Annotated in this window: 19 protein-coding genes; 9 read left to right on the forward strand and 10 right to left on the reverse strand. The window is 62.9% G+C overall.

Going from position 1 to position 19443, the window contains the following annotated elements; all coding sequences use genetic code 11:
* Window positions 1–16 precede the first annotated feature (16 nt).
* Window positions 17–1696, reverse strand: coding sequence for a hybrid sensor histidine kinase/response regulator (locus L2Y96_RS12615; protein WP_247326118.1), 1680 nt, complete (start codon window positions 1694–1696; stop codon window positions 17–19).
* 170 nt (window positions 1697–1866) lie between these two features.
* Here L2Y96_RS12615 and glgX point away from each other — a divergent pair, with 170 nt between their 5' ends.
* Window positions 1867–3987 carry a glycogen debranching protein GlgX gene (gene glgX, locus L2Y96_RS12620; protein WP_247326120.1) on the forward strand — a complete coding sequence of 707 codons (2121 nt, stop codon included), beginning with the start codon at window positions 1867–1869 and terminating at the stop codon, window positions 3985–3987.
* 86 nt (window positions 3988–4073) lie between these two features.
* Here glgX and L2Y96_RS12625 read toward each other — a convergent pair whose 3' ends face one another.
* Window positions 4074–5201 (reverse strand): AI-2E family transporter, encoded by a 1128-nt coding sequence (locus L2Y96_RS12625; RefSeq protein ID WP_247326123.1) that lies wholly within the window; start codon window positions 5199–5201, stop codon window positions 4074–4076.
* Window positions 5202–5708: 507 nt separating this feature from the next.
* On the opposite strand from L2Y96_RS12625, the gene L2Y96_RS12630 reads away from it, so the two are divergent.
* Window positions 5709–5984, forward strand: a complete 276-nt coding sequence (locus L2Y96_RS12630) for a hypothetical protein (RefSeq protein WP_247326126.1) — start codon at window positions 5709–5711, stop codon at window positions 5982–5984.
* A gap of 19 nt (window positions 5985–6003) precedes the next feature.
* On the opposite strand, the gene L2Y96_RS12635 is transcribed toward L2Y96_RS12630, so the two are convergent.
* On the reverse strand, window positions 6004–6198 hold the full coding sequence (locus L2Y96_RS12635) for a response regulator transcription factor (RefSeq protein WP_247326128.1): 195 nt from the start codon (window positions 6196–6198) through the stop codon (window positions 6004–6006).
* 1808 nt (window positions 6199–8006) lie between these two features.
* On the opposite strand from L2Y96_RS12635, the gene L2Y96_RS12640 reads away from it, so the two are divergent.
* Both L2Y96_RS12640 and L2Y96_RS12645 read left to right on the forward strand, forming a co-directional pair.
* Window positions 8007–8294, forward strand: a complete 288-nt coding sequence (locus L2Y96_RS12640; RefSeq protein WP_247326131.1) for a hypothetical protein — start codon at window positions 8007–8009, stop codon at window positions 8292–8294.
* A 144-nt stretch (window positions 8295–8438) separates the two neighbouring features.
* The gene (locus tag L2Y96_RS12645) at window positions 8439–9722 is read left to right on the forward strand and encodes an NRAMP family divalent metal transporter (RefSeq protein WP_247326134.1); all 1284 of its coding nucleotides are present in this window, start codon (window positions 8439–8441) and stop codon (window positions 9720–9722) included.
* A gap of 108 nt (window positions 9723–9830) precedes the next feature.
* On the opposite strand, the gene L2Y96_RS12650 is transcribed toward L2Y96_RS12645, so the two are convergent.
* Together L2Y96_RS12650 and L2Y96_RS12655 are read right to left on the reverse strand one after the other, a co-directional pair.
* Window positions 9831–10010 (reverse strand): hypothetical protein, encoded by a 180-nt coding sequence (locus L2Y96_RS12650; protein WP_247326137.1) that lies wholly within the window; start codon window positions 10008–10010, stop codon window positions 9831–9833.
* Window positions 10011–10109: 99 nt separating this feature from the next.
* Window positions 10110–10607 (reverse strand): YciE/YciF ferroxidase family protein, encoded by a 498-nt coding sequence (locus tag L2Y96_RS12655; protein ID WP_247326140.1) that lies wholly within the window; start codon window positions 10605–10607, stop codon window positions 10110–10112.
* A gap of 338 nt (window positions 10608–10945) precedes the next feature.
* On the opposite strand from L2Y96_RS12655, the gene L2Y96_RS23085 reads away from it, so the two are divergent.
* The 3 genes from L2Y96_RS23085 (at window position 10946) to L2Y96_RS12665 (ending at window position 13047) form a co-directional block, all read left to right on the forward strand.
* Window positions 10946–11485, forward strand: a complete 540-nt coding sequence (locus tag L2Y96_RS23085; RefSeq protein ID WP_425492422.1) for an isochorismatase family protein — start codon at window positions 10946–10948, stop codon at window positions 11483–11485.
* Between the two features lie 161 nt (window positions 11486–11646).
* On the forward strand, window positions 11647–12057 hold the full coding sequence (locus L2Y96_RS12660) for a hypothetical protein (RefSeq protein ID WP_247326143.1): 411 nt from the start codon (window positions 11647–11649) through the stop codon (window positions 12055–12057).
* 699 nt (window positions 12058–12756) lie between these two features.
* A complete protein-coding gene (locus tag L2Y96_RS12665) occupies window positions 12757–13047 on the forward strand; it encodes a hypothetical protein (protein WP_247326144.1) in 291 nt (96 codons plus the stop codon).
* Window positions 13048–13077: 30 nt separating this feature from the next.
* Here the strand turns inward: L2Y96_RS12665 and L2Y96_RS12670 are convergent, their stop codons facing one another.
* Window positions 13078–13449, reverse strand: coding sequence for a transposase (locus tag L2Y96_RS12670; RefSeq protein ID WP_247326146.1), 372 nt, complete (start codon window positions 13447–13449; stop codon window positions 13078–13080).
* Between the two features lie 341 nt (window positions 13450–13790).
* Between L2Y96_RS12670 and L2Y96_RS12675 the strand changes: the two genes are divergently transcribed.
* Complete coding sequence (locus L2Y96_RS12675) at window positions 13791–13946, forward strand: hypothetical protein (RefSeq protein ID WP_247326148.1); 156 nt, start codon at window positions 13791–13793, stop codon at window positions 13944–13946.
* Between the two features lie 202 nt (window positions 13947–14148).
* Here L2Y96_RS12675 and L2Y96_RS12680 read toward each other — a convergent pair whose 3' ends face one another.
* Together L2Y96_RS12680 and L2Y96_RS12685 are read right to left on the reverse strand one after the other, a co-directional pair.
* A complete protein-coding gene (locus L2Y96_RS12680; protein ID WP_247326150.1) occupies window positions 14149–14997 on the reverse strand; it encodes an alpha/beta fold hydrolase in 849 nt (282 codons plus the stop codon).
* A gap of 170 nt (window positions 14998–15167) precedes the next feature.
* Window positions 15168–15452: a hypothetical protein gene (locus tag L2Y96_RS12685; RefSeq protein ID WP_247326152.1), complete on the reverse strand. Its 285-nt coding sequence runs from the start codon at window positions 15450–15452 to the stop codon at window positions 15168–15170.
* Window positions 15453–15575: 123 nt separating this feature from the next.
* On the opposite strand from L2Y96_RS12685, the gene L2Y96_RS12690 reads away from it, so the two are divergent.
* Entirely contained in the window at window positions 15576–15797 is a 222-nt protein-coding gene (locus L2Y96_RS12690) for a DUF2188 domain-containing protein (RefSeq protein WP_247326153.1), read from the forward strand.
* Here the strand turns inward: L2Y96_RS12690 and L2Y96_RS12695 are convergent.
* Together L2Y96_RS12695 and L2Y96_RS12700 are read right to left on the reverse strand one after the other, a co-directional pair.
* Window positions 15781–17754 carry a putative bifunctional diguanylate cyclase/phosphodiesterase gene (locus L2Y96_RS12695; RefSeq protein WP_247326155.1) on the reverse strand — a complete coding sequence of 658 codons (1974 nt, stop codon included), beginning with the start codon at window positions 17752–17754 and terminating at the stop codon, window positions 15781–15783. The genes L2Y96_RS12690 and L2Y96_RS12695 overlap by 17 nt on opposite strands.
* 2 nt (window positions 17755–17756) lie before the next feature.
* Window positions 17757–19415: a methyl-accepting chemotaxis protein gene (locus L2Y96_RS12700; protein ID WP_247326157.1), complete on the reverse strand. Its 1659-nt coding sequence runs from the start codon at window positions 19413–19415 to the stop codon at window positions 17757–17759.
* Between the last annotated feature and the right edge of the window lie 28 nt (window positions 19416–19443).

The raw sequence follows: 19443 nt of genomic DNA on the forward strand, positions 1-19443 counted from the left end.
GCACGTTGGGAACGCGTCAAACCGCGCAGCAGACCTCGGCCAGGAACTTCCCCAACTGCCTCAGCGAGTAAGGCTTGAGCAGCAGCGGAAAGCCGTGACCCGCGTCTTTGGCAAGCAGTTCGCTGTAACCGCTGGTCAGCACCACCGGTAGGCCTGGATACTGCGAACGGATGGCCTTGGCCAGGTCTAACCCGCTGATCCCAGGCATCACCACGTCAGAAAACACCGCGCGGAAGCGTGAAGCATCCTGGGCGAGTTCCTGCAGCGCGAATTCGGCGTTGCGGGCGAGCGTCACCTGATAGCCGAGCGACGCGATGGCTCCCATCGCGAACTCGGCGACGTCGGCATTGTCCTCCACGACCAAGATGCGATGACCCTCCCCTTGCTCCAATCCCTCGTCCTGAGAGAGATGATGGGACGGCGTCTGCTCGGTCAGCGGCAAATAGAGCGTAAAGGTCGTGCCTTGCCCGACCTGGCTTTGCACATCCACGTCGCCCTCGGATTGCTTGACGAACCCAAACACCTGACTCAACCCCAAACCGGTGCCTTCGCCTACGCCCTTGGTGGTGAAGAACGGCTCGAAAATGCGGCTCAGCAGTTCGGGCGCGATGCCCGACCCCGTGTCCGAGACCCGAACGGCCGCAAAACGGCCTTGGATCGGCAGGGACCACCGGACAGCTGGCACCGCGCTGACCCGTTCCACATCAATGGTCACGCGCCCCCCGCCCGCCATCGCATCGCGCGCATTGACGATCATGTTAATGAGCGCGGTATCCAACTGGTTGCGATCCAGCAGCACATGGACGGGCTCGTAAGGCAGGTTGACTGTCACCGCGATGTGGCCACCCACGATCGTGGTGATGAGTTCGCTCAACGCCTGAATGCTCTCGCCGACATCGAACACTTCAGGCGACAAGCTCTGGCGACGCGAAAAGGCCAGGAGGTGGGCTGTTAGTTTGGCCGCGCGTCCGGCGGCCGACCCGATGGCCTTCACATGCCGCTGTTGGCGTTCGTCGCCGCCTGCGTAGTGCAAGAGCATGTCGACCGAGCCGGTGATGATCTGGAGCAGATTATTGAAGTCATGGGCAACGCCGCCGGTGAGCTGGCCCATGGCTTCGAGCTTTTGAGACTGGCGCAGCTGCTCTCGCGCCCGCACCAATTCCAGATGTGCCTGCCGGGCTTCCTGGGTAATGGCCGCGACTTGACGGCTATGTAAATCGCGCTCAATAACTCGCTCAGTCTGCTCACTCACGACACATAAAATGCCTTCGACTTCACCACTGGCCACTCGGATGGGTGAATACGAAAACGTCCAGAACGTCTCCTTCATCGTGCCGTCGCGGTCCATCAGCAGCCTCAGATTCTTGAAGCTGCGGGGACGCCCAGCGAACGCGTCATCAATGGCCGCACACACCTCTGGCCACACGTCGTGCCAAACCGTCTGGAGCTTTGCTCCCATGGCGCCATGAAGCTTCTCGCCCAGCAACGGCAAATACGCGTCGTTGAAGAAGAAACGCTTCTCTTCGGCGCCCCATGCCAGCCACAAGGGCTCTGGGGAGTCCAGCACCATCGACAGGGCGGTCTTGAACTCAAGGGGCACATCGGCAGCGAGATTGCCTTGGGCCCAATCGCTGTCCTGCAGCAAGCGGAACGCCAGCTGCTCGGGGGCTGTGACAGTCAGCGGGAACGGCAGCATGGTGGCTCGGACGGGGGAAAGGCATCCAGCATAGCCGACCACCCAGTGAAGGCGACTTCAACCGCACCCGGCACAGGCCAATCGATCCTCCACGCGCGCGTCGCCCCGCTTCAACGCGGCCTCGACCGTCGTGCGGGAATGCTGGGCCACCTCCCGCCGGCGCCCCTTCCATGACTCAGACTACGACCACCTCCGCTCTCGCTGTCGCGGAGGGCCGTCCCTTCCCGCGCGGAGCTTTCTTCGACGGTTCGGGCACCAACTTTGCCCTCTTTTCTGCCCATGCGACCCGCGTGGAACTGTGTCTGTTCGATGAGGATGGCAGTGAGACCCGCGTGGACCTGCCCGAATACACCGACGAGGTGTGGCATGGCTACCTGCCGGAGGTGAGACCCGGCCAACTCTATGGATACCGCGTGCATGGCCCCTATGAGCCGGGCACAGGCCACCGTTTCAACGCCAATAAGCTTTTGATTGACCCGTATGCGCGCGAACTTTCGGGCGACCTAGTGTGGTGCGATGAACTCTACGGCTACACCGTGGGCCACCCCGACAAGGATTTGAGCTTCGACGAGCGTGACAGCGCACCCTTTGTGCCCAAGGCCGTGGTCGTCAGCGACGACTACGACTGGAGCGATGTCCAGCGCCCGATGATCCCATGGGACGAGACGGTCATCATGGAGACGCATGTTCGGGGCTACACCATGCGCCATCCAGCGGTGCCCGAAGCGGTGCGAGGCACCTGCGCGGGCCTCGCGACGACGGCGGTGCTGGAAAGCATACGGTCACTCGGGATTACGTCGGTTGAGCTGCTTCCGATGCACGCCTATCTTGACGATCGCCATTTGCTCGAAGCAGAGCGGCGAAATTACTGGGGCTACAACACCATCGGCTTTTTTGCGATCAAGCGGCGGTATTTGTCGAGCGGGCACCGCGATGAGTTCCGCGATCTGGTGAAGGCGGCCCATCGCCAAGGGCTCGAGGTGTTGCTCGATGTGGTCTACAACCACACCGCCGAAGGCAGTGAGCTGGGCCCTACCCTGTCGCTGCGCGGCATCGACAACGTGTCTTATTACCGCCTCACCGATGACCCGCGGTTCTACATCAACGACACCGGCACCGGAAACACCCTCAATGTGAGCCACCCTCGCGTGGTGCAGATGGTCACCGACTCGCTCCGCTACTGGGTCAACGAGATGCATGTCGATGGGTTCCGCTTCGACCTGGCGACCATCCTGGGTCGAGAGCCTACCGGGTTCGAACAGCGTGGCGGCATCTTGGACGCGGTGGCGCAAGACCCGGTGCTCGCTTCTGTCAAAATGATTGCGGAACCGTGGGACTGTGGCCCGGGCGGCTACCAGGTGGGACACTTCCCGCCCGGCTGGGCGGAGTGGAACGACCGCTTCCGCGACGACGTGCGCGCGTTTTGGAAAGGCGATGAAGGCACGCTGGCCGACTTCGCCAAGCGGCTTACCGGGTCTGCCGACTTCTTCGACAAGCGCGGTCGCCGCCCTTGGGCGAGCGTCAACTTCGTTACGGCGCACGATGGCTTCACCCTCTATGACTTGGTGAGCTACAACGACAAGCACAACGACGCCAACGGCGAAGACAACAAGGACGGCTCGGACAACAACCACTCGTGGAATTGTGGGGCCGAGGGCGAAACGGATGACGCTGGCATCCAGGCGCTGCGCGAGCGGCAGATGCGCAACCTGCTCGCGACGCTGTTCCTGTCCAAGGGCACCCCGATGCTCCTTGCCGGTGACGAGCGCGCACAGACCCAGGACGGCAACAACAACACGTATGGTCAGGACAGCGAGATTGCCTGGCTGAATTGGGAGCGCGACCCCACCGAGGGGCGCCTGGCCGACTTCGTGCGGCAGTTAACCTGTCTGCGCCAGCGCTTTCCCTTGCTCCGTCGTGGGCGATTCCTGGACGGCCGCTACGATCAGGCCACCGGGGTGCGTGACATCGTGTGGCTGGCGCCCGATGGCTCGGAAGCTACAGAAGCCCAATGGACCGACGCCGGTGCCCGTTCGATCGCGGCCCTTATCGACGGACGTGCGCAGCAAACGGGCGTGCAGCGACCGGGCACGGATACCTCCCTGCTCATGCTTGTAAACGCATGGGCGGAAGGCGTTGACTTCAAGCTCCCCGAGCACAGCGACGGCTTGGAATGGACGGTAGTCCTGTCGACTGCGCCAGAGCTGGACGCAAACGTCCGCGTCCGTGGCGGGCAGTCTTTCGTTTGTCCGCCGCGATCCCTTGTCGTCTTCGCCTGCGAAGCAATCTGAACACGATGAACTTGGCATGCCAGGGATGGCGCCGAGTGTCCAACGCGCTGCTTTGGGGCGCGCTAAAACAAGGTCACGCTGGCAGGCTAACCACCCCCCTTATCGCCCTCAAGGAAGTGCCCGAAGGCGGCCAGCGGACGCACGCCGTCGCAGAGAATCTTAGTAATGGCGAGCATGGGCACGGCGAGAATTGCGCCCGGCACGCCCCACATCCAATCCCAGAACAGCAATGAAACGATGACGATGACGGGGTTGAGCGTGAACCGTCGCGCCAGCAACATCGGCGTGATCGTCTCGCCCTCTAACACGTGGATAGCCCCGTAAATGACCATGGGCATAAAGGCTTTCCAAAGCGGGTCGAGCGTCAGCATTCCCACAGCCAGGAACGTCGCCAAGCCAACCAGAGGGCCCAGGATCGGCACGTAGTTAAGCAACAAAGCCACCGCGCCCCATAAAAGCGGATCCTGTAAGCCAAGGGCCCACATCGCCACGCCGGTTGCCACGCCCACCAGAAGGTTCATCACCGTGATGGTTACCAGGTAGGAAGAGACATCGCTCTCGACCTGCCAAGCGATGTCGATAACCTGACGTTTATCTCGAAATCGGGGCATGACTTCCACGAGGCGGCGTAGAAAGGTATCCCCAGAGTTAAGCAGGAAGAACAGCACCAGGAACGTTGTGAAGAACTCGGAGGCAAATGTCTGGAGCCCGCTGAGGATCGCACCCTGAATGTCTGGTCCACCGGATGTCTCCGCCGCACCTGAAGCCGGCGAACCCAACATGCCCTTGGCATGCGCCAACGTGCCTTTGATGCTGTCCAACGGACCACTGATGACCTTGACGCGCTCCTGAAGCCTGGGAAGGCCTTCGGGCAATCGGTGTGCCCAACTTTGGGCGGGACCGCTGAGCATGCTGCCCAGCCCGACCAACACTCCCCACAATCCAACAATCAGCACGATCGCCGCGATGGGACGTGGCACACGTACGCGGGCAAGCACACGCATCAGCGGCTGGAGCAGCAGCTTGAGCACAAACGCCAAGACGATCGGCAAGAGGACTTCGCGAGCCATGTAAGCGCAAGCCAAGGCTGCCATGATCGCCAGCGCCCCGAGGAAAACCGTCTTGGGGTCGCCAGGCAACGGCATTTCCTCCGGCTCTATATCCGCCTTCGGAGGCACGTCCACCTCGGGCGGCGGAGCGGCGTCTGTGGACATTGTGGATTCCCCATGGTCGGTATAGCCCAGCGGCGCGCCGGCTCGTGCGCTACTGTGGATGCGTCTTCGTGATAACGGCGTCTGGACGGAGCATCGCAGCCATCGAGTTCAACGCTCGATTGACCGGCTCCTGCCCGACCTCGGAGAGCCTGGAAAATTTGATGTCTAGCCGATAATCAAAACAGCCTCCCTTGTTGCGGCGGAGACCGAGGGCCGGCATCAGGGTGAGGGGTAACACGCCAGTGGTCGGGATGCGGCAACCGCCCGGGCGGCCGCTGCGTTTGTTAAAAAAAACAGGCGCGCCGTGGGGCGCGCCTGAAGGGAGCCAGGCATCCTGCCTGAAGGGTTCAGCACCAATCTTCCCCGAGGGGCATCAAGCCTTCGTGACCGGCAAGCCAGCGAATGTCCCTTGTCGCCAGCCGCCAGCTCGCGTATCAACTCTTCCATGACGATATCGCGCTTCCCCCACTCCCACGGCTTCGGTGTTCGACCGCAGGTGAGGTCCTGATGACGACCGCCCGTCCCCGCCCGCCCCAAGGGTTGCTACCCGATGCCGTGCAGCTCAACCGGCGAGGCAACCTGCGGCAGTTGCTTCAGCAACTCCAAGGCGACGGCATTGAGTCCTTCCCACTCATCGACCGGTTGCTGGGTCTTGAGGGAGGGAGCACCGAGGTCATCCAGAGAGGGGCCTATATCACCGACGCGATGGCCCGGGAAATCGAATGGTCGATGAACCTGCCCGAAGGATGGCTCGACCGAGGGCCGAGGGAGCCCGAGATCTAGGCGGCGGCCGCCTGCCCGGTCACCCGGTGCAGAAGGCAAGCAACAGCCTCCGCTCGTTGGGCTTGGCGACGAACACCGCCCCCTGCGGGACCGCGAGCGCGGATTCCGGGTGGCGACCGGTAACCACGACCACGCTGGTCTGCGGCCAACGCTGGCGGATGTCCCGGGAAAGGGCCAGGCCGTCGGCCGGGCGGATCAGACCGATGTCGGTCATGGCCGCATCAAACGCCTGGTCGTCAAGGGCCGAGAGAACATGGGAGACCCTGCGGCCGGGATGGCGCTCCATCCGCCATCTGTCCGCAGCTGGCAGGCGACGTCGAGCAGCACCTCATCGTCCTCGACCACCAGCAGCTGGCCATGCGAGGGAACGGACCGGCCACCGGCGGCCGTGCTCGGAAACACTTCGCTCGTTCCGGAGACGACCTCGGCACTTAAGTCCTAAACCATTGCGCGGACCGCATCGGACCGCGCTCGAGCATTGAACATCGAGGCAAAGAATAGGACACGTTCGCGTTTGGTGGAGGCCAGTGAATCGTCCAGCGTCCCGTGCGTGCTGGCGCGATGAGGAAGGCATCGCGCCATACCCGTTCCGGGGAGGTGTGGTCAGCAGGCCGACGAGGGGTGGATCGCATACCACATCGACCGCCTCCTTGAGGGGCGAAACATCAAACCTGACAATGCGCGGAGCGGAAAACCGTCGTGGCAGGCGGGCATGGTCAGGCTGGGGACCGTCAGGGACCGCCGACTCGCGTGTCACTCGCCCGCATGAAACGAGGCTCTCCCCACTCCGGCACCTTGCTCGGCCCGCCGTCCAGTCGCCCTCAAAGCAAAGGCTCGAGGTCAGTGCCCAGGGTTATCCTGGTAGTTGACGGGTCGAGGTGGGAGGGGCGAGGTCGCCCGTTGCGAGACCCTTTTCGCGCCCCCTACTCCCGGACTACGTGCCAGGCACCGCCCGCGTCCTCTTGGAGACCATCACCTCGTCACCCGTCTCCTCGGTCGTCCGCGCGCGGTCGCAAGCTGCATGGAGGGCAGCCACCCCGTCGATGTAAGACCCGCCATCCTTGCCGTTAACTGACACATGCCTCGTCCACGTGTTGCGGGCGGGCTACATGATGTAGATGCGCACGCGCGCCATTGCCACCGTCGATGAAAAGCAAAAAGCCCCTGCATAGACAGGGGCTGCGGCGACACGCTCTGGGGGTGGAGGATCGTGCCACCGTCCTCATGTTCGCGGCGAGAGAGTCGTCATTTTGTGACGATTGGCGGCTGCGAATGCCTCTTCGGCCGTGGGAAGACACAACACCCGGGGATGCGTTCGTCGTGCACAGCATCGACCATCTCGTTCACAGCTGGCTCTCCCAATCAACCACTCGGAGCGCGCGACCAACAAGTCCCACGACCAGCATGACGGGAATCAGCGCCGTTCCTTACCCTTCCCTGTCGACGCCGTCGCGCGCCGATGGTCCTGCTGCGTGTCCGAACCTTGACGGGTCGGGGGTGGCTCTCCCTCAGGAACGGGATCACGCGGCGGTTGATGCGGCGGTGGCGGCACGTTTTGAGGCGCTGTGGGATCACCGATGGGCACTTGGCGGCGTTGCGGATCGATCTGATCGGGAGGCGTGCGCATGCGAACTCCAATATCCGGTTCTGCATCTTCCCCCAGGATCTGTGAGGGTTTGGTCGACCCTGTCAGCGCCTTGTCGCTGACCTCGGCCAAGCGACAGAGGATGCCGCCCCTAAGGGGACGGGCGGACAGGAATCCCTGCTGGAGATCGACCCCAGCCCGGCAATTGCATGGCATTCGTTTCAGGTCTCAAAGGCATCGGCGAGCGGACCAATCTCGAGCAGCGCGCAAACGTCGGCCACGGCGCGCACGACAACGGGCCGCGACCTTTCCGCCATGTTGAAGGCCCCCGGCCGTCCATCGCCGACACCGCGGAACGTCCATTGATAACTACGCCGCGCTGATGGGGCGCACACATACATGTCGCTATCTAAAGGCATTGACCTGCGGACTACGCCATGACCCTGACCGACCAGCTCATGAGCCCCGAACCGCTCGGATGGATGGCCTCTCTCATTCTCCTCTCGACCATTGGCCGGCAAATCTGGCGGCAGGCGCACGCCCCAACGGTGGAGGCAGTGTCCAAATGGCTGTTCATTGGTCAGATGACAGCCTCCCTGCTCTATCTTGTCTACAGCATTCTCGTCAAAAACCCGGTGTTTATCGTCAGCAATGCCGCGCTTCTGGTCACCGGCATCACAGGCCAGGTCATCTATCTCCGTCGTCGTCGGTGCACTCAAAGCTGACGAAAAACCCAAACTCGATCGATATCCAAACGGCCGATGCGATCCTCTTTTTCTTGCCCTCTGGCCTTGCCTGAAGGCCGGGAACATCCCTCACGCCGGCGTGATTTTTTCCGGTTTATGGTGCGCAAAAGAGTGGACAACACCATGGCCGAGTCAACCCGCAATGAGACGTCCAAACCATCCGGACTCCACCGCTTTCTGGGCGCTCTGGGACCAGGATTGACCACGGGCGCTGCGGACGATGACCCGTCTGGAGTCGCGACGTTTTCGGTGGTCGGCGCAAAGTTCGGCACCCAGTTCCTGTGGACGGCATTGCTCACATGGCCCCTGATGGCCGTCGTGCAGATGATGTGCGCAAGGGTTGGCATGGTTACGGGGATGGGCCTTGGCGGTGCGCTCCGCGAACGGTTTCCGCGGTGGCTGGTGGGCGTCTCCGCCGTCGCCCTCCTCGGGGCCAACCTGCTCAACATCGCCGCCGACCTGGGCGGCATGGGCGATGCGATGGAGATGCTCCATGCAGGCCCCGCCCTGCTCTGGGTATGGGTCTACGGCATCGGCATCTGTGTCCTTGCCGTCCGCCTTCGCTACTACCAGCTCGCCAGTGTCCTCAAGTGGCTGGCGATGGTGCTGCTGGCCTACATCGTCACTGCCTTTCTCGTGAAACCCCATTGGGGGCAGGTCGCCCATGACACCTTCATTCCGACATTGCCCAAGGGCAAGGATGGATGGAGTTCGCTGGTGGCATTGTTCGGCACGACCATCAGCCCGTTTTTGTTCTTTTGGCAAGCGAGCCAGGAGGTGGAAGAGGACAAGGCCAAGGGACGACGGTTGCTGTCGTCCCGGCGGAATGCCACGGAACGGGAACTCGGTGACCGGAAACTCGATGTCTGGACCGGCACCTTTTTCTCGAACCTCGTCATGTTTTTCATCCTCCTCACAGCGGCCTTTACCCTGCACGCGCATGGCAAATCCGTGGAGACGGTCAAGGATGCGGCAAGCGCCTTGCAGCCCCTGGCGGGCGACTATGCCTTCCTGCTGTTTACCGGCGGTCTTGTGGGGGCCGGGCTTCTCGCCATCCCAACCCTCGCTGGCTCGGCCGCCTACGCCTTTGCGGAAACCTTCGACTGGGTCTTCGGGCTCGACAAGAAACTCCACAAGGCAGTGTCGTTCTATGCTGTCTTTATCATCGCAGCCATCGGCGGCGCCTTGTTTGATGTCTTCGACGTCGACCCGGTCAAGACCCTGTTCTGGTCGGCCGTGGTCAACGGCATCCTCGCCCCCTTCCTGCTCGTGGGCCTGCTACTAATTACGGGCGACCACAAGCTTATGCAGGGGCAGCCAAGCCCCTTGTTTAACCGGGTCGTTGTTGGCTTCACCGCACTCCTGATGTTCGCCGGCCTCGGGGCGATGGTGTTCTTGGGCGGGTAAAAGGGGCCCTGGAGAACCGGGCCTGCGGCGGACCGCAAAATTAGCCGATGGTCCTGAAGCCACCGGTTGCCACACTTGGTAGTTATGCAGACGGGTTGAGTTCGACCTTTATCCAGCCCGGCTGTCTTTGTCGAACTGCTTATAGCCGCCAATCGCATCGCTCAGCGGTTCTCTCTCGATGACGATGGCGGTGGGCACGGCCTGACCAGAGCGCACGAGCTCGACAAGCCTGGGGATATAGTTGCGGTGGTTGCAGTTGCCCATGCGCAAGGTCAGGTTCGTGTTCATCACCGCTGCAAAGACCCGTGTTAGACGAGGGGCGAGGGTGCCCTGATCCAGTGGGTCCGCGGATGCGCCGGCTGAAGCAACGGACGTGGGAAGCCGGGGTCAGGCCCTCTCGGCGGACTGCTGCTTGCCGAGCTGCTCAGCGAGAAGGGTGAGCTTCTCGTCAGCGGCCTTTTCTTCCTTCAGGGTCGCCTGCAGGAGGGGTACCGCCTTGGCGTACCCCAGCTGGTTGGCCAAGGCAATCAGGGTGCCGTATCCGGCAATCTCGTAGTGCTCGACACGGTTGCCCCCACCGATGAGCGCGACGTCGCGCAATGGACCCTTCTCGATTTCATCGATGACTTCCTTGCCCTCCTCAACCAAGCCTTCCATGGCAGCGCATTTCATACGCTTGAGCCGGACGCCTAGAATTTCGACGATTTCATCAATTCGCTCGACTTGCCCTCGGGTTTCTTCCAGATGTGATTCAAAGGCTCCCGCAAGGTCCGGACTCGACGAAGCGCGTGCCAGATGCGGCAGCGCTTTTGTCAGCTGCTTTTCAGCGCTGTAGATGTCCGAAAGCTCATGGATAAAGAGGTCTTCGATCGTGGTGATGGCCATAGCGGCGCTCCGCCGGGGGATGGAACGGGGACCTTATGTTCCTGGGCGTTCAGGCGGTCGGATGCTGGCGTGAAAGGCGCGCTGACTTGTGTGAGGCACACGCCTCCCTTCAACCCCTCGGACAAGACTCGGCAGGCGCTCAGGGTCGAGCAAGGCAACCTACGACTGCACGGCGTCGATGGGAGAGGAGCGATGAACGACAGACAGGACAATGATCGCTGCGGCAACCCTACACAGCTGGCCCTCGGCGTGTTCGATAGCTTCGAGTTCCCTGTGCGAAGGACCTCTATCCAAAAATCCGCTCCGTCGTCGAGCCCATCCATGCACTCCTCCAGTCGTTGCGCGCCCACGGGCTCCCTGTGGTTTTTTTGCCAACGACAATTTCGGCCGATGACCGAACGACTCCGACGGTATTCTCTGGTACGCCCAGCAGTTGGCCCAAGGGGACGATGGTGGTCAACGCTTTACCCCCCGCGTCCTTGGGTTTCCGCATGCCCAAGCCAAGGCATCCGGCCTTCTTCGAGACGACGCTCCAGTCCATTCTCCGCCACCTCCGGGCTACCACCCTGGTGATGTGCGGCGTTGTCACAGACCCCTGCGTACTCGCCACGGTTCTCGATGTCCATCTGCGTGGAATATCCTCCGTCATGCCCGTCGATACCACACCATTGCAATCAAGGGGCCGCACTGGGCGGACGGTCTTGCATCTCCGCGAATCGTGTGGCGTTTCGACACCTGCACATGGCGCCTCGGCCATTGAAGGCCTCATGGGGGATGCCCGGAATGCATGGCACGTTCTTTCACAGAAGCGGCTAGAGCATCGCGGTGCTCCTGATGATGTTTGCCGCTTGGTGGGTCCAATGCGTCACCGGCTTTGACGCCGACAATGAGGAATTCATGAGCACGGCCGCCCCTTCAATGCGTTTGCGCCATATCTGGTCAGCGAGGATTTCTGGTCAGCGGCTTTCGAGAATCGGAATGCGAATTCTCGTAGACGTGTATTTCTGGCTGTTCGCCCGGTCCGGCAGAAGGGCCATTGATGTCGATGATGATGTGGCTGCGGCCCGGCTTGAGCCCAACGGCCAAATCACCTTGGTTCGCGGGCCCTGAGCGTTGTGTCCTGACCCACTTTGATGCGGTTAAACTTGGGATAGTCCGCCACCGGGGATACACAATGGGGCCTTCCAACCATTCGACGCCCCTGCTTGATGCTCTTGAGGCAGGTATCATCGCCACAGGCACTGCTGCCCTTGACGCAGACTTCGACAGCGCCCGCCTGAGCCTTGCCCACGTGCGCGAACTCGCCACAAATGCCGGGCTCAGTGCGGTCGTAAACGCTACGGGGCGGGTCATCAAGGCGCTCGGCCCGCCAGGCGGGGTGCCCACTCGTGATCTCGGACAGGCGATCATCGACCTGGGCCGGGTTGTGCGCAGCTCGCCACCGGAGTGATAGCGCCACTCGCAGAGCACCCCTCCCTCAGCCGATTTGCCAGACATCCTGATCGCAGAAGGGCGATAGTCAGCCGCGGCGTGCTGGGCCTTTGAGCAGCAGTCTCGCGCACTCGACCGTCAGCTCGACATCGGTTAGGCGGAGGCCGGTGCGGCGCCATCCGATCTCTACGTTTCCTCCAACAAGGTCAGTTGAACGGGATCCGTCATAGCCATCGGCAATGCGCCACCGCGCCGTCGAACGCCCCCAGGCACCCGCCGCAACTGGCCAGCCTTTACCAGACTGATACCAGTCCACGGGCATCATGCTGGGCGATTGAGGACGATACCCATGAGCGGCGAACCTCGCATGGATGCCCGTTCAGCGGCGACCTGCACGATGCCGGTTTACCGGGGGCAACTGCCCCATCGATCGCCACCACGATTGCCCCTGCGGCCCTCGTCTCGGTACAGCACCGCTTGCGGTTCCACGGATCGGCGCGGGTGTTGGCTTGGTCATGGACGGAGGGGTGCCCGGACCAGACTTCGACAACTCGTTGGGCCTCCGCGTGGCCCGTCAAACGCAGACGTAATCGAGTGACCGCGCCGATGGGAGGCGCCGACGAGCTAGGCAAATGATATTGGGCCCCGCGGATGCCTTCAGTCCTGGCTTACCCGGCCGCTACAGGGGCAGTCACGCCGACCTGAGCCATCGATTGCCATGAAGCCGCACCGAATGCCCCTTACGCCCTTTGCCGGGGTCGGCCAAGAAATGCTCGCCTTGGTGACCGAGTGGCGCAACGGTGATCGGCTGGAGGCCTCCTTCCGGGCGGGACTGTTGGGCGCTTACGCCCACGCCGAGGGTTGGTTCGCCTTGGCGGGAAAGGCCCACACCCTCGCCGCAGAGCTCCGGGCGCCGGTGCCGCAACTCACCGAAGAGACCAGGATGGAAGCCGTGATCGCTCTGGCAGCGGAGCACATGGGCATCCTGGCGCCGCGCGTAGCGCCCTAGGGCGACTGGAGCCCGTGCGCTCGCCGCGGCCTAGGCCGCCACGCCGGTGGCCACGGCCGCACCGCTCTGGCTGGTCCAGAAACTGGACGGGGCCATGTCCACCACCGCGTGGCCGGGCACGCGCGGGGCAATGCCGTGCCCGGTCGCCAGCAACCCAGCATGAAGCGCGCGCCATAGGTCGGGCCAGGCCCCAGCCTCACGCCACGCTAGGTAGCGGCGCCAACAGAGCAAGCCGGAAGGACCCGCGCCATCGGGCGCCACGTCGAACCAGTGACCGCCGTTCACGGCCAAATGCGCCATCACCTCGAAGACCGCCCGGTCCCGCTTGCCGTGCAGCTTTCGACCCCAAGGCACGCCGGGCAGCAACTCGCCCAGTTGCTGCCAAAGTTCATCATTGATCACGGATGTGTCCCCTCTTTTTCTACACGATGAAGCCTAAAGCCAAGACCGCAGATGGGGCGTGATGGCGGACGCCCTTGTCGGGCCGGATAGACAACCATGGCTGAAAGAGCACTTCGCCAACGCCGCCTGAAAGGCCAACCGGCTGCGGGTAATACACGGGGTTTGCGCCGCGTGTGGCGTGACCACGAGCGAGATGTCCATGCCGCTCGCCTGATTATGGCTGCTGCGCCCAGGTGTGGGCGTTCGATTGCGGGAACGAGAGAGCTTGGTTGAAAGCACTGGTTCGTGTCGGCCAGAGCCGGCCATCGCGAACAGCAGAAGCTCTTTAAGCTCAGGGAGTCATGAGCACCGTCGAAGACGCCTCGGTCATGGTCACTGATACATCGGCCACGAACAACATCCACAAGGTCTATCTGTACAAGAGTTCCGGTTCCGAAGACCTGAAACCCGGCGATATCGTGCTTCTACAGGACAAAAAGAGGAACTGTCCCCACTGAGTACCGCGGGGTCTTGAATCGCGACGCGCGGCCGGAATAACCCCGCTTAGAGAACATTGGCCAAAAATCCACCTGATTCCAATCCGGACCGCCCGAGCCGGCCGGTCGGTGGAAGCGGCCCTCTACTTTCCGGCGGACCGGTGCCGCCCCGTTGCAACGAGTCTGGGACCGTCATTGCCGGGGCGGCCAAGACGAGCGTTTATCAGACAGGCGGATGAACGTCGCCTCGCAGGAACGCAATGAGGTCGCGGTTGAAGTCTTCCTTGTGGGTGATCACCAGCGCATGCGGCGCCCCGTCATACTCGTTGTACACGGCACCCGGAATCTCGTTGGCCAGACGCCGGCCGCTCGATTCCACCGGCACGACCTTGTCCGAATCACCATGGATAATGAGCGTAGGCACGCGGATGGAGGTGATGTCCTGGCGGAAGTCCGTCTTGCTGAAGGCGTCGACGCAGTCCAGCGTGCCTTTCTTTGAGGCCTGCATTGCGACGATCAGGCTCGCATCCAGGGTCGCCTTGCTGACTGGATGGGACAGCATGCCCTGGCCGAAGAACTGCTTACCGAAGGCGTCGAGAAATGCGGGGCGATCGTCGCGCAGCTTGTCCTTCATCTCCTTGAACACACCCCCGTCGACGCCGTCCGGATTGGTGCCTCCCTTCAACAGGTATGGCGTGACGGCTGATGCAAAAACCACGCTGGCAATGCGGTCCGCGCCATGACGACTCATGAACCGTGAAACCTCCCCACCGCCCATTGAAAAGCCAACCAAGGTCACATTCCGGAGGTTGAGTTCTTCGAGGACACTGTTGAGGTCGTCGGCGAAGGTGTCGTAGTCGTAGCCGGCCGACGGGTGATCAGACCGCCCGAAGCCACGGCGATCATAGGCAATTGCACGGAAGCCCGCCTCAGCCACTGCCCCCATCTGGTATTCCCACATTGCTGAACTCAACGGCCAGCCATGAATGAAGACGACGGGTCGCCCCTGCCCGACTTCCTCATAAAAGAGCTCCGTCGGCTGGGTTGGCGATGGCGTGGTGATATAGGGCATGTCAGCTCTCCGGTGGTTGAGGTGACGAAGCTGACGAACCATCCATCAACACGGGGCGAAGGATGTGGATACCAGGCCATCAATTCATGGCATCGACGAGTTTGGGGGCATCTTGTCACGGCATGTCGGAACTTCCACGACGACCACGGCCATTCCGATTCACCGCTGGGTCATTCCGGCACGACGATCGCCGCAACCATTAAGGCAAAGCTGCCCATTGCTACGAGCGTCTCTCGCACCGTAGGCGAGGGATAAGTCCCGTCCCTGTAGCCCGCCACTGTTTTCCGGATGGACTGGAAGAGCGGGGCACGCGGAACGAAGGCTTCAAGCCATGCGATGAGAAGGAAAGCACCCATCGCCAGCGCATGCTTGCGGCTTGGCACCATGCACATGACGCCAATGCCCCAGCCAGCGAGAAAACACGCCCAGAGCCGCTTTTGCCATGTCAGCGCCATCGATGCCTCTCCCGACTTTCCCCATCGTATCGCGGACCCTTCTTCACAATCGTGTGGATGGCCTTGACCCACCAAGCGGCGATGACAGCTAGGGTGGAGTCACCCCAGCCGCCCCCTCCCCTCATGCTTGTCTTTGACATTCCCCTGCATCCGCCGGATGACACCTGGCACGTAAGCCACCCCAATGGCAGTTGTCTCACATTCGGCGCGCGGCACGCCGCCGTGACCTTCGCGGCAAAGCTTGCCGCCAGGTTCGACGGGACAAAGGGCGGGGCATATTTGAGTATCGAGGGAGAGGACGGCAAGTGGCGGCTGTTTACCCCGGAACTCAAGGCGCCGGTCTGAGTCCTATGATTCGGTCCCGGCTTTTCCCTGATGCCCTCGACGCGATGCCGGAGACTGAGAGAGCGGACATCTCCTTGGCCGTCAGCGGCGGCGCGTACAGGTAACCCTGCCCCTCCTGGCACCCGGCAGCAACCAGCGCACGGTCCTCTTCAACGGTCTCAACGCCTTCGGCGACTGAGGTGATGCCAAGTTTTGCGCACAGGCGGAGAACGCCGGTGAGCACCGCTTCCTGACGGTCATTGCCGAGAAAACCCCGCACGAGTGCCTGGTCGATTTTGAGGATGTCAAACGGCAAGGTGTAGATGTAGGAGAAATTGCTGTAGCCGATGCCGAAGTCATCGATGGCAATCCGCACGCCTCGCTCACGCAGGTGCTGGAGCTGGTCGATGACATGCGCGCTGTTGTCGAGCCAGTCGCCCTCTACGATTTCCAGCTCGAGACGGTCCATGGGAACACCGTGGGCAAGACAGGCCGCGACGACCCTTCCGGGCAGGTCGCCCAGAGTGAAATCGGCGGCGGTGACGTTGACCGAGACCGATAGGCGAACACCCTCACCGAGCCATACTGCCAACTGGCGGCACGCGGCATCGAGCACCCAGTCGGTCACCTCGCGCATCAGCGCCGTCCGGGCCACGATGGGGATGAATTCACCGGGGGACAACTCGCCAAGCTCGGGATGCGCCCAGCGCAAGAGCGACTCACATCCTCGCACCATCCCGGCGTCGAGATCCACGCGGGGCTGGAACAGGAGATGGAGTTCGTCCGTGCGCAGCGCCCGGGGAACGTCGGCCGCCAAGCGGTATTGCCGGCGCATCTGCCGGTCCCGCTCAGCGTCATACACCCGCCAGGTCGCTCGGTCGTCGATGGCATCCTGGGTGGCCGAGACGGCCCGGCGCAACGCGTCTGCCGCATTGTCCTGACCGAAGGACACGAACCCGGCATGGCAGGTCGGCTGGAGGGGAATCCCTTCCGCCTCCAACGGCTCGGCGACGGCATGGGCGACCTCATCGAGCAGACGCTCACAGGCATCGCCAGGCAGTGGCCGGAGGAAAAAGGCGAAGCGGGCGACCGCCACGTGGTAAAGCGTGCCAAAGGGCTGCACCACTGCTTCGAGCCGCTGGGCCACCTGACGGATGACCGACTCGACCGGCCCCATGCCGAGGGCCTGAGCCAGACGGTGGGCCAAAGGCAGGTCGATGACGTCAACCAGGGCGAGGTCAAACGTGCCACCAAACCCCGCATCCGTCATCGATCGGATGTCGGCGTAAAACTGCTGACGGTTCGGCAGTCCGGTGACGGGGTCTCGCCGCCCCACCATCCGGGTAAGGGAAATCTGGTCCAGGACCAGGGCGGCAAAATCGGCCAGCCGCTGCTGGTCCCGGTCAGTGAAGCGACGCGGTCGGTGGTCGAGAACGCACAGGGTTCCGACGGCATGACCGGACGGGGTCACGAGAGGGGCGCCGGCATAAAAGCGGAAGCCCGGCGCACCGCAGACCAGGCGGTTGGTGGCAAAACGGGGGTCTGTCGTCAGGTCGGCGACGACGAAGACATCGTCCTGTTCGATGGCCACCGAGCAGATGGACGCGCCGCGCTCCGTGCCGGGCTCCTCCATGCCCACCCGGGAAACGAACCGCTGTTCGGTCTCCCCGACCATTGACACGAGGACGGTGGGCATGTCGAAGGCATCGGCAACCATTGCGGTCAGCCGATCGAGCCCAGGGAGCGGCTGACTGTCCCAGACCTTCAGGCTGCCGAGTGCATCAAGGCGCGCCCGCTCCTGTTCAATGACGCCCTGCGAGGCTGCGGCGTCCGCCGCTCCTTCTGGCATGTCTGTCGTCGGGTGTTCCATGACGGCCTCCTGCTGGGCAATTAGCACAAGCCCGTCCGGGTCAACTGTCTCCTCGATCGGGCCCTTGCCACCATCTTTGCGCAGCCGCAGGAGGAATGCATCCAGCACTCTCAGAACTCCCGCCACACCGACGCGGCCAATGCCACGGTGGCCGGGGGAGAGGTCGGTGTCACCGCCGGACCGGGAAGGATGTCCATGGCAGCGGCGTTGTCTGGGGCAATGCGCCCGCTGGCATCTCCAGCAAGGCGAAAGACCGCGACCTGGATCATCAACCCATCTGCCAGTTCGCTTGCCTGCTGGCTGGCGGCACTCGCCTCCTCGACCAGGGCGGCGTTTTGCTGGGTGACGGCATCGAGTTCGGTGACCGCCATGTTGACCTGGTCAATGCCGGCCGCCTGTTCGGCGCTGGCGGTGGCAATTTCGGTGACAAAGCTTGCTACCTTCGCGGCTGCGCCCTGCATATCAGAGAGCGCAGCAGTTGTGCGTTCGAGAAGGACCACCCCTTCCTCGACCCGCTCGCCGCTCGATGCAATCAGGCCCTTGATGTCCTTGGCTGCCACTGCGCTTTGTTGGGCGAGGCGCCGGACCTCCCCTGCAACCACCGCAAATCCCCGGCCCTGCTCCCCTGCGCGGGCCGCTTCCACGGCCGCATTCAACGCCAGCAGATTGGTCTGGAAGGCAATCTCGTCGATGACCGACACGATGCCGCTGATTTCCTGGCTGGCGGCACTGACCCGCCCCATGGCCTCGGAGGTTTCCCCAGCCAGCCCACGGGTGGCCGAGGCCTGAATGGTCAGGCGTTCGGCAAGCCCCTGGGCGGCCGCCGCAGAATCTGCATTCTGACGGACGGACGCGGTCATCTCCTCCATGGACGCTGCCGTCTCTTCAAGGCTCGACGCCTGCTCCTGGGTTCTCGACGACAGTTCATCGTTGCCTGCGGCGATATCCCGGGCCGCGGAACTGACCTGCCCGGCATTGTCCCGGACCTTTCGGACAATGCCGGCGAGGGTCGCGTCCATGGCCACCAGGGAGCGAAGGGTGTCACTGACCTCGTCTTTGCCCCTCACCTCGATGTCGTGCCCCAACTCGCCGTCACTGATGGACGCGGCCAGCGCGCGGGCCTGCATCAATGGACGCATGACGGACCGGGCGAGGAAAAGGCCGGCCACGACAAGACCAATGCCTCCCGCAAGGATGACGAAGGCCACGACCAGGATGGCCGTTTTCTCACGGCGCTGCGCCTCCGCGTAGGCCACGGCCGCCTCATCGACGTTGGCCTTGACGATGGCCTCGATGGCCTTGGATTCCTCCGTGAAGGCCGGCCCAACGGTGCCCAGCATGAAGGCGACGGCCTCGTCATGCCGCCCGCTGGCCATCATGGGTTCGATTTGGGCCTTGGCAGCACGTGCGCGCTGACGCGCTTTCACGAAGGCCTCGGCGGCCGCCTGTTCCTGGCTGGACGACACCATGGCCGGGTAATAGCGTGCCCACAGGGCGTCCATGCGGGCCGCCGCCTCAGTATTGCTGGCTCTTTCCTCGCCAGCGGCTTCCGCCGTGCCTTTCAACAAGGCCCGATTGAGGCCCGAACGGTTCTCGTTGAAGAGGTCGCGGATGGCCGTCACGTCCACAATGGGAACAAGGGAGCTCTGGTACAGGTCGTCGAGTTGCTGACTGGTCTGACGGAGGGCAAACAGGCCCGCCGCCCCGACACTCATGGCAATCAGGACGGCGGAGGCGACGAGAAGGGTGATACGTTGGCGCACGGTCATGGGTCACTCCTACGGATGTCCACCTATC

The organism is Luteibacter aegosomaticola (assembly GCF_023078475.1).
Lineage (GTDB): Bacteria > Pseudomonadota > Gammaproteobacteria > Xanthomonadales > Rhodanobacteraceae > Luteibacter > Luteibacter aegosomaticola.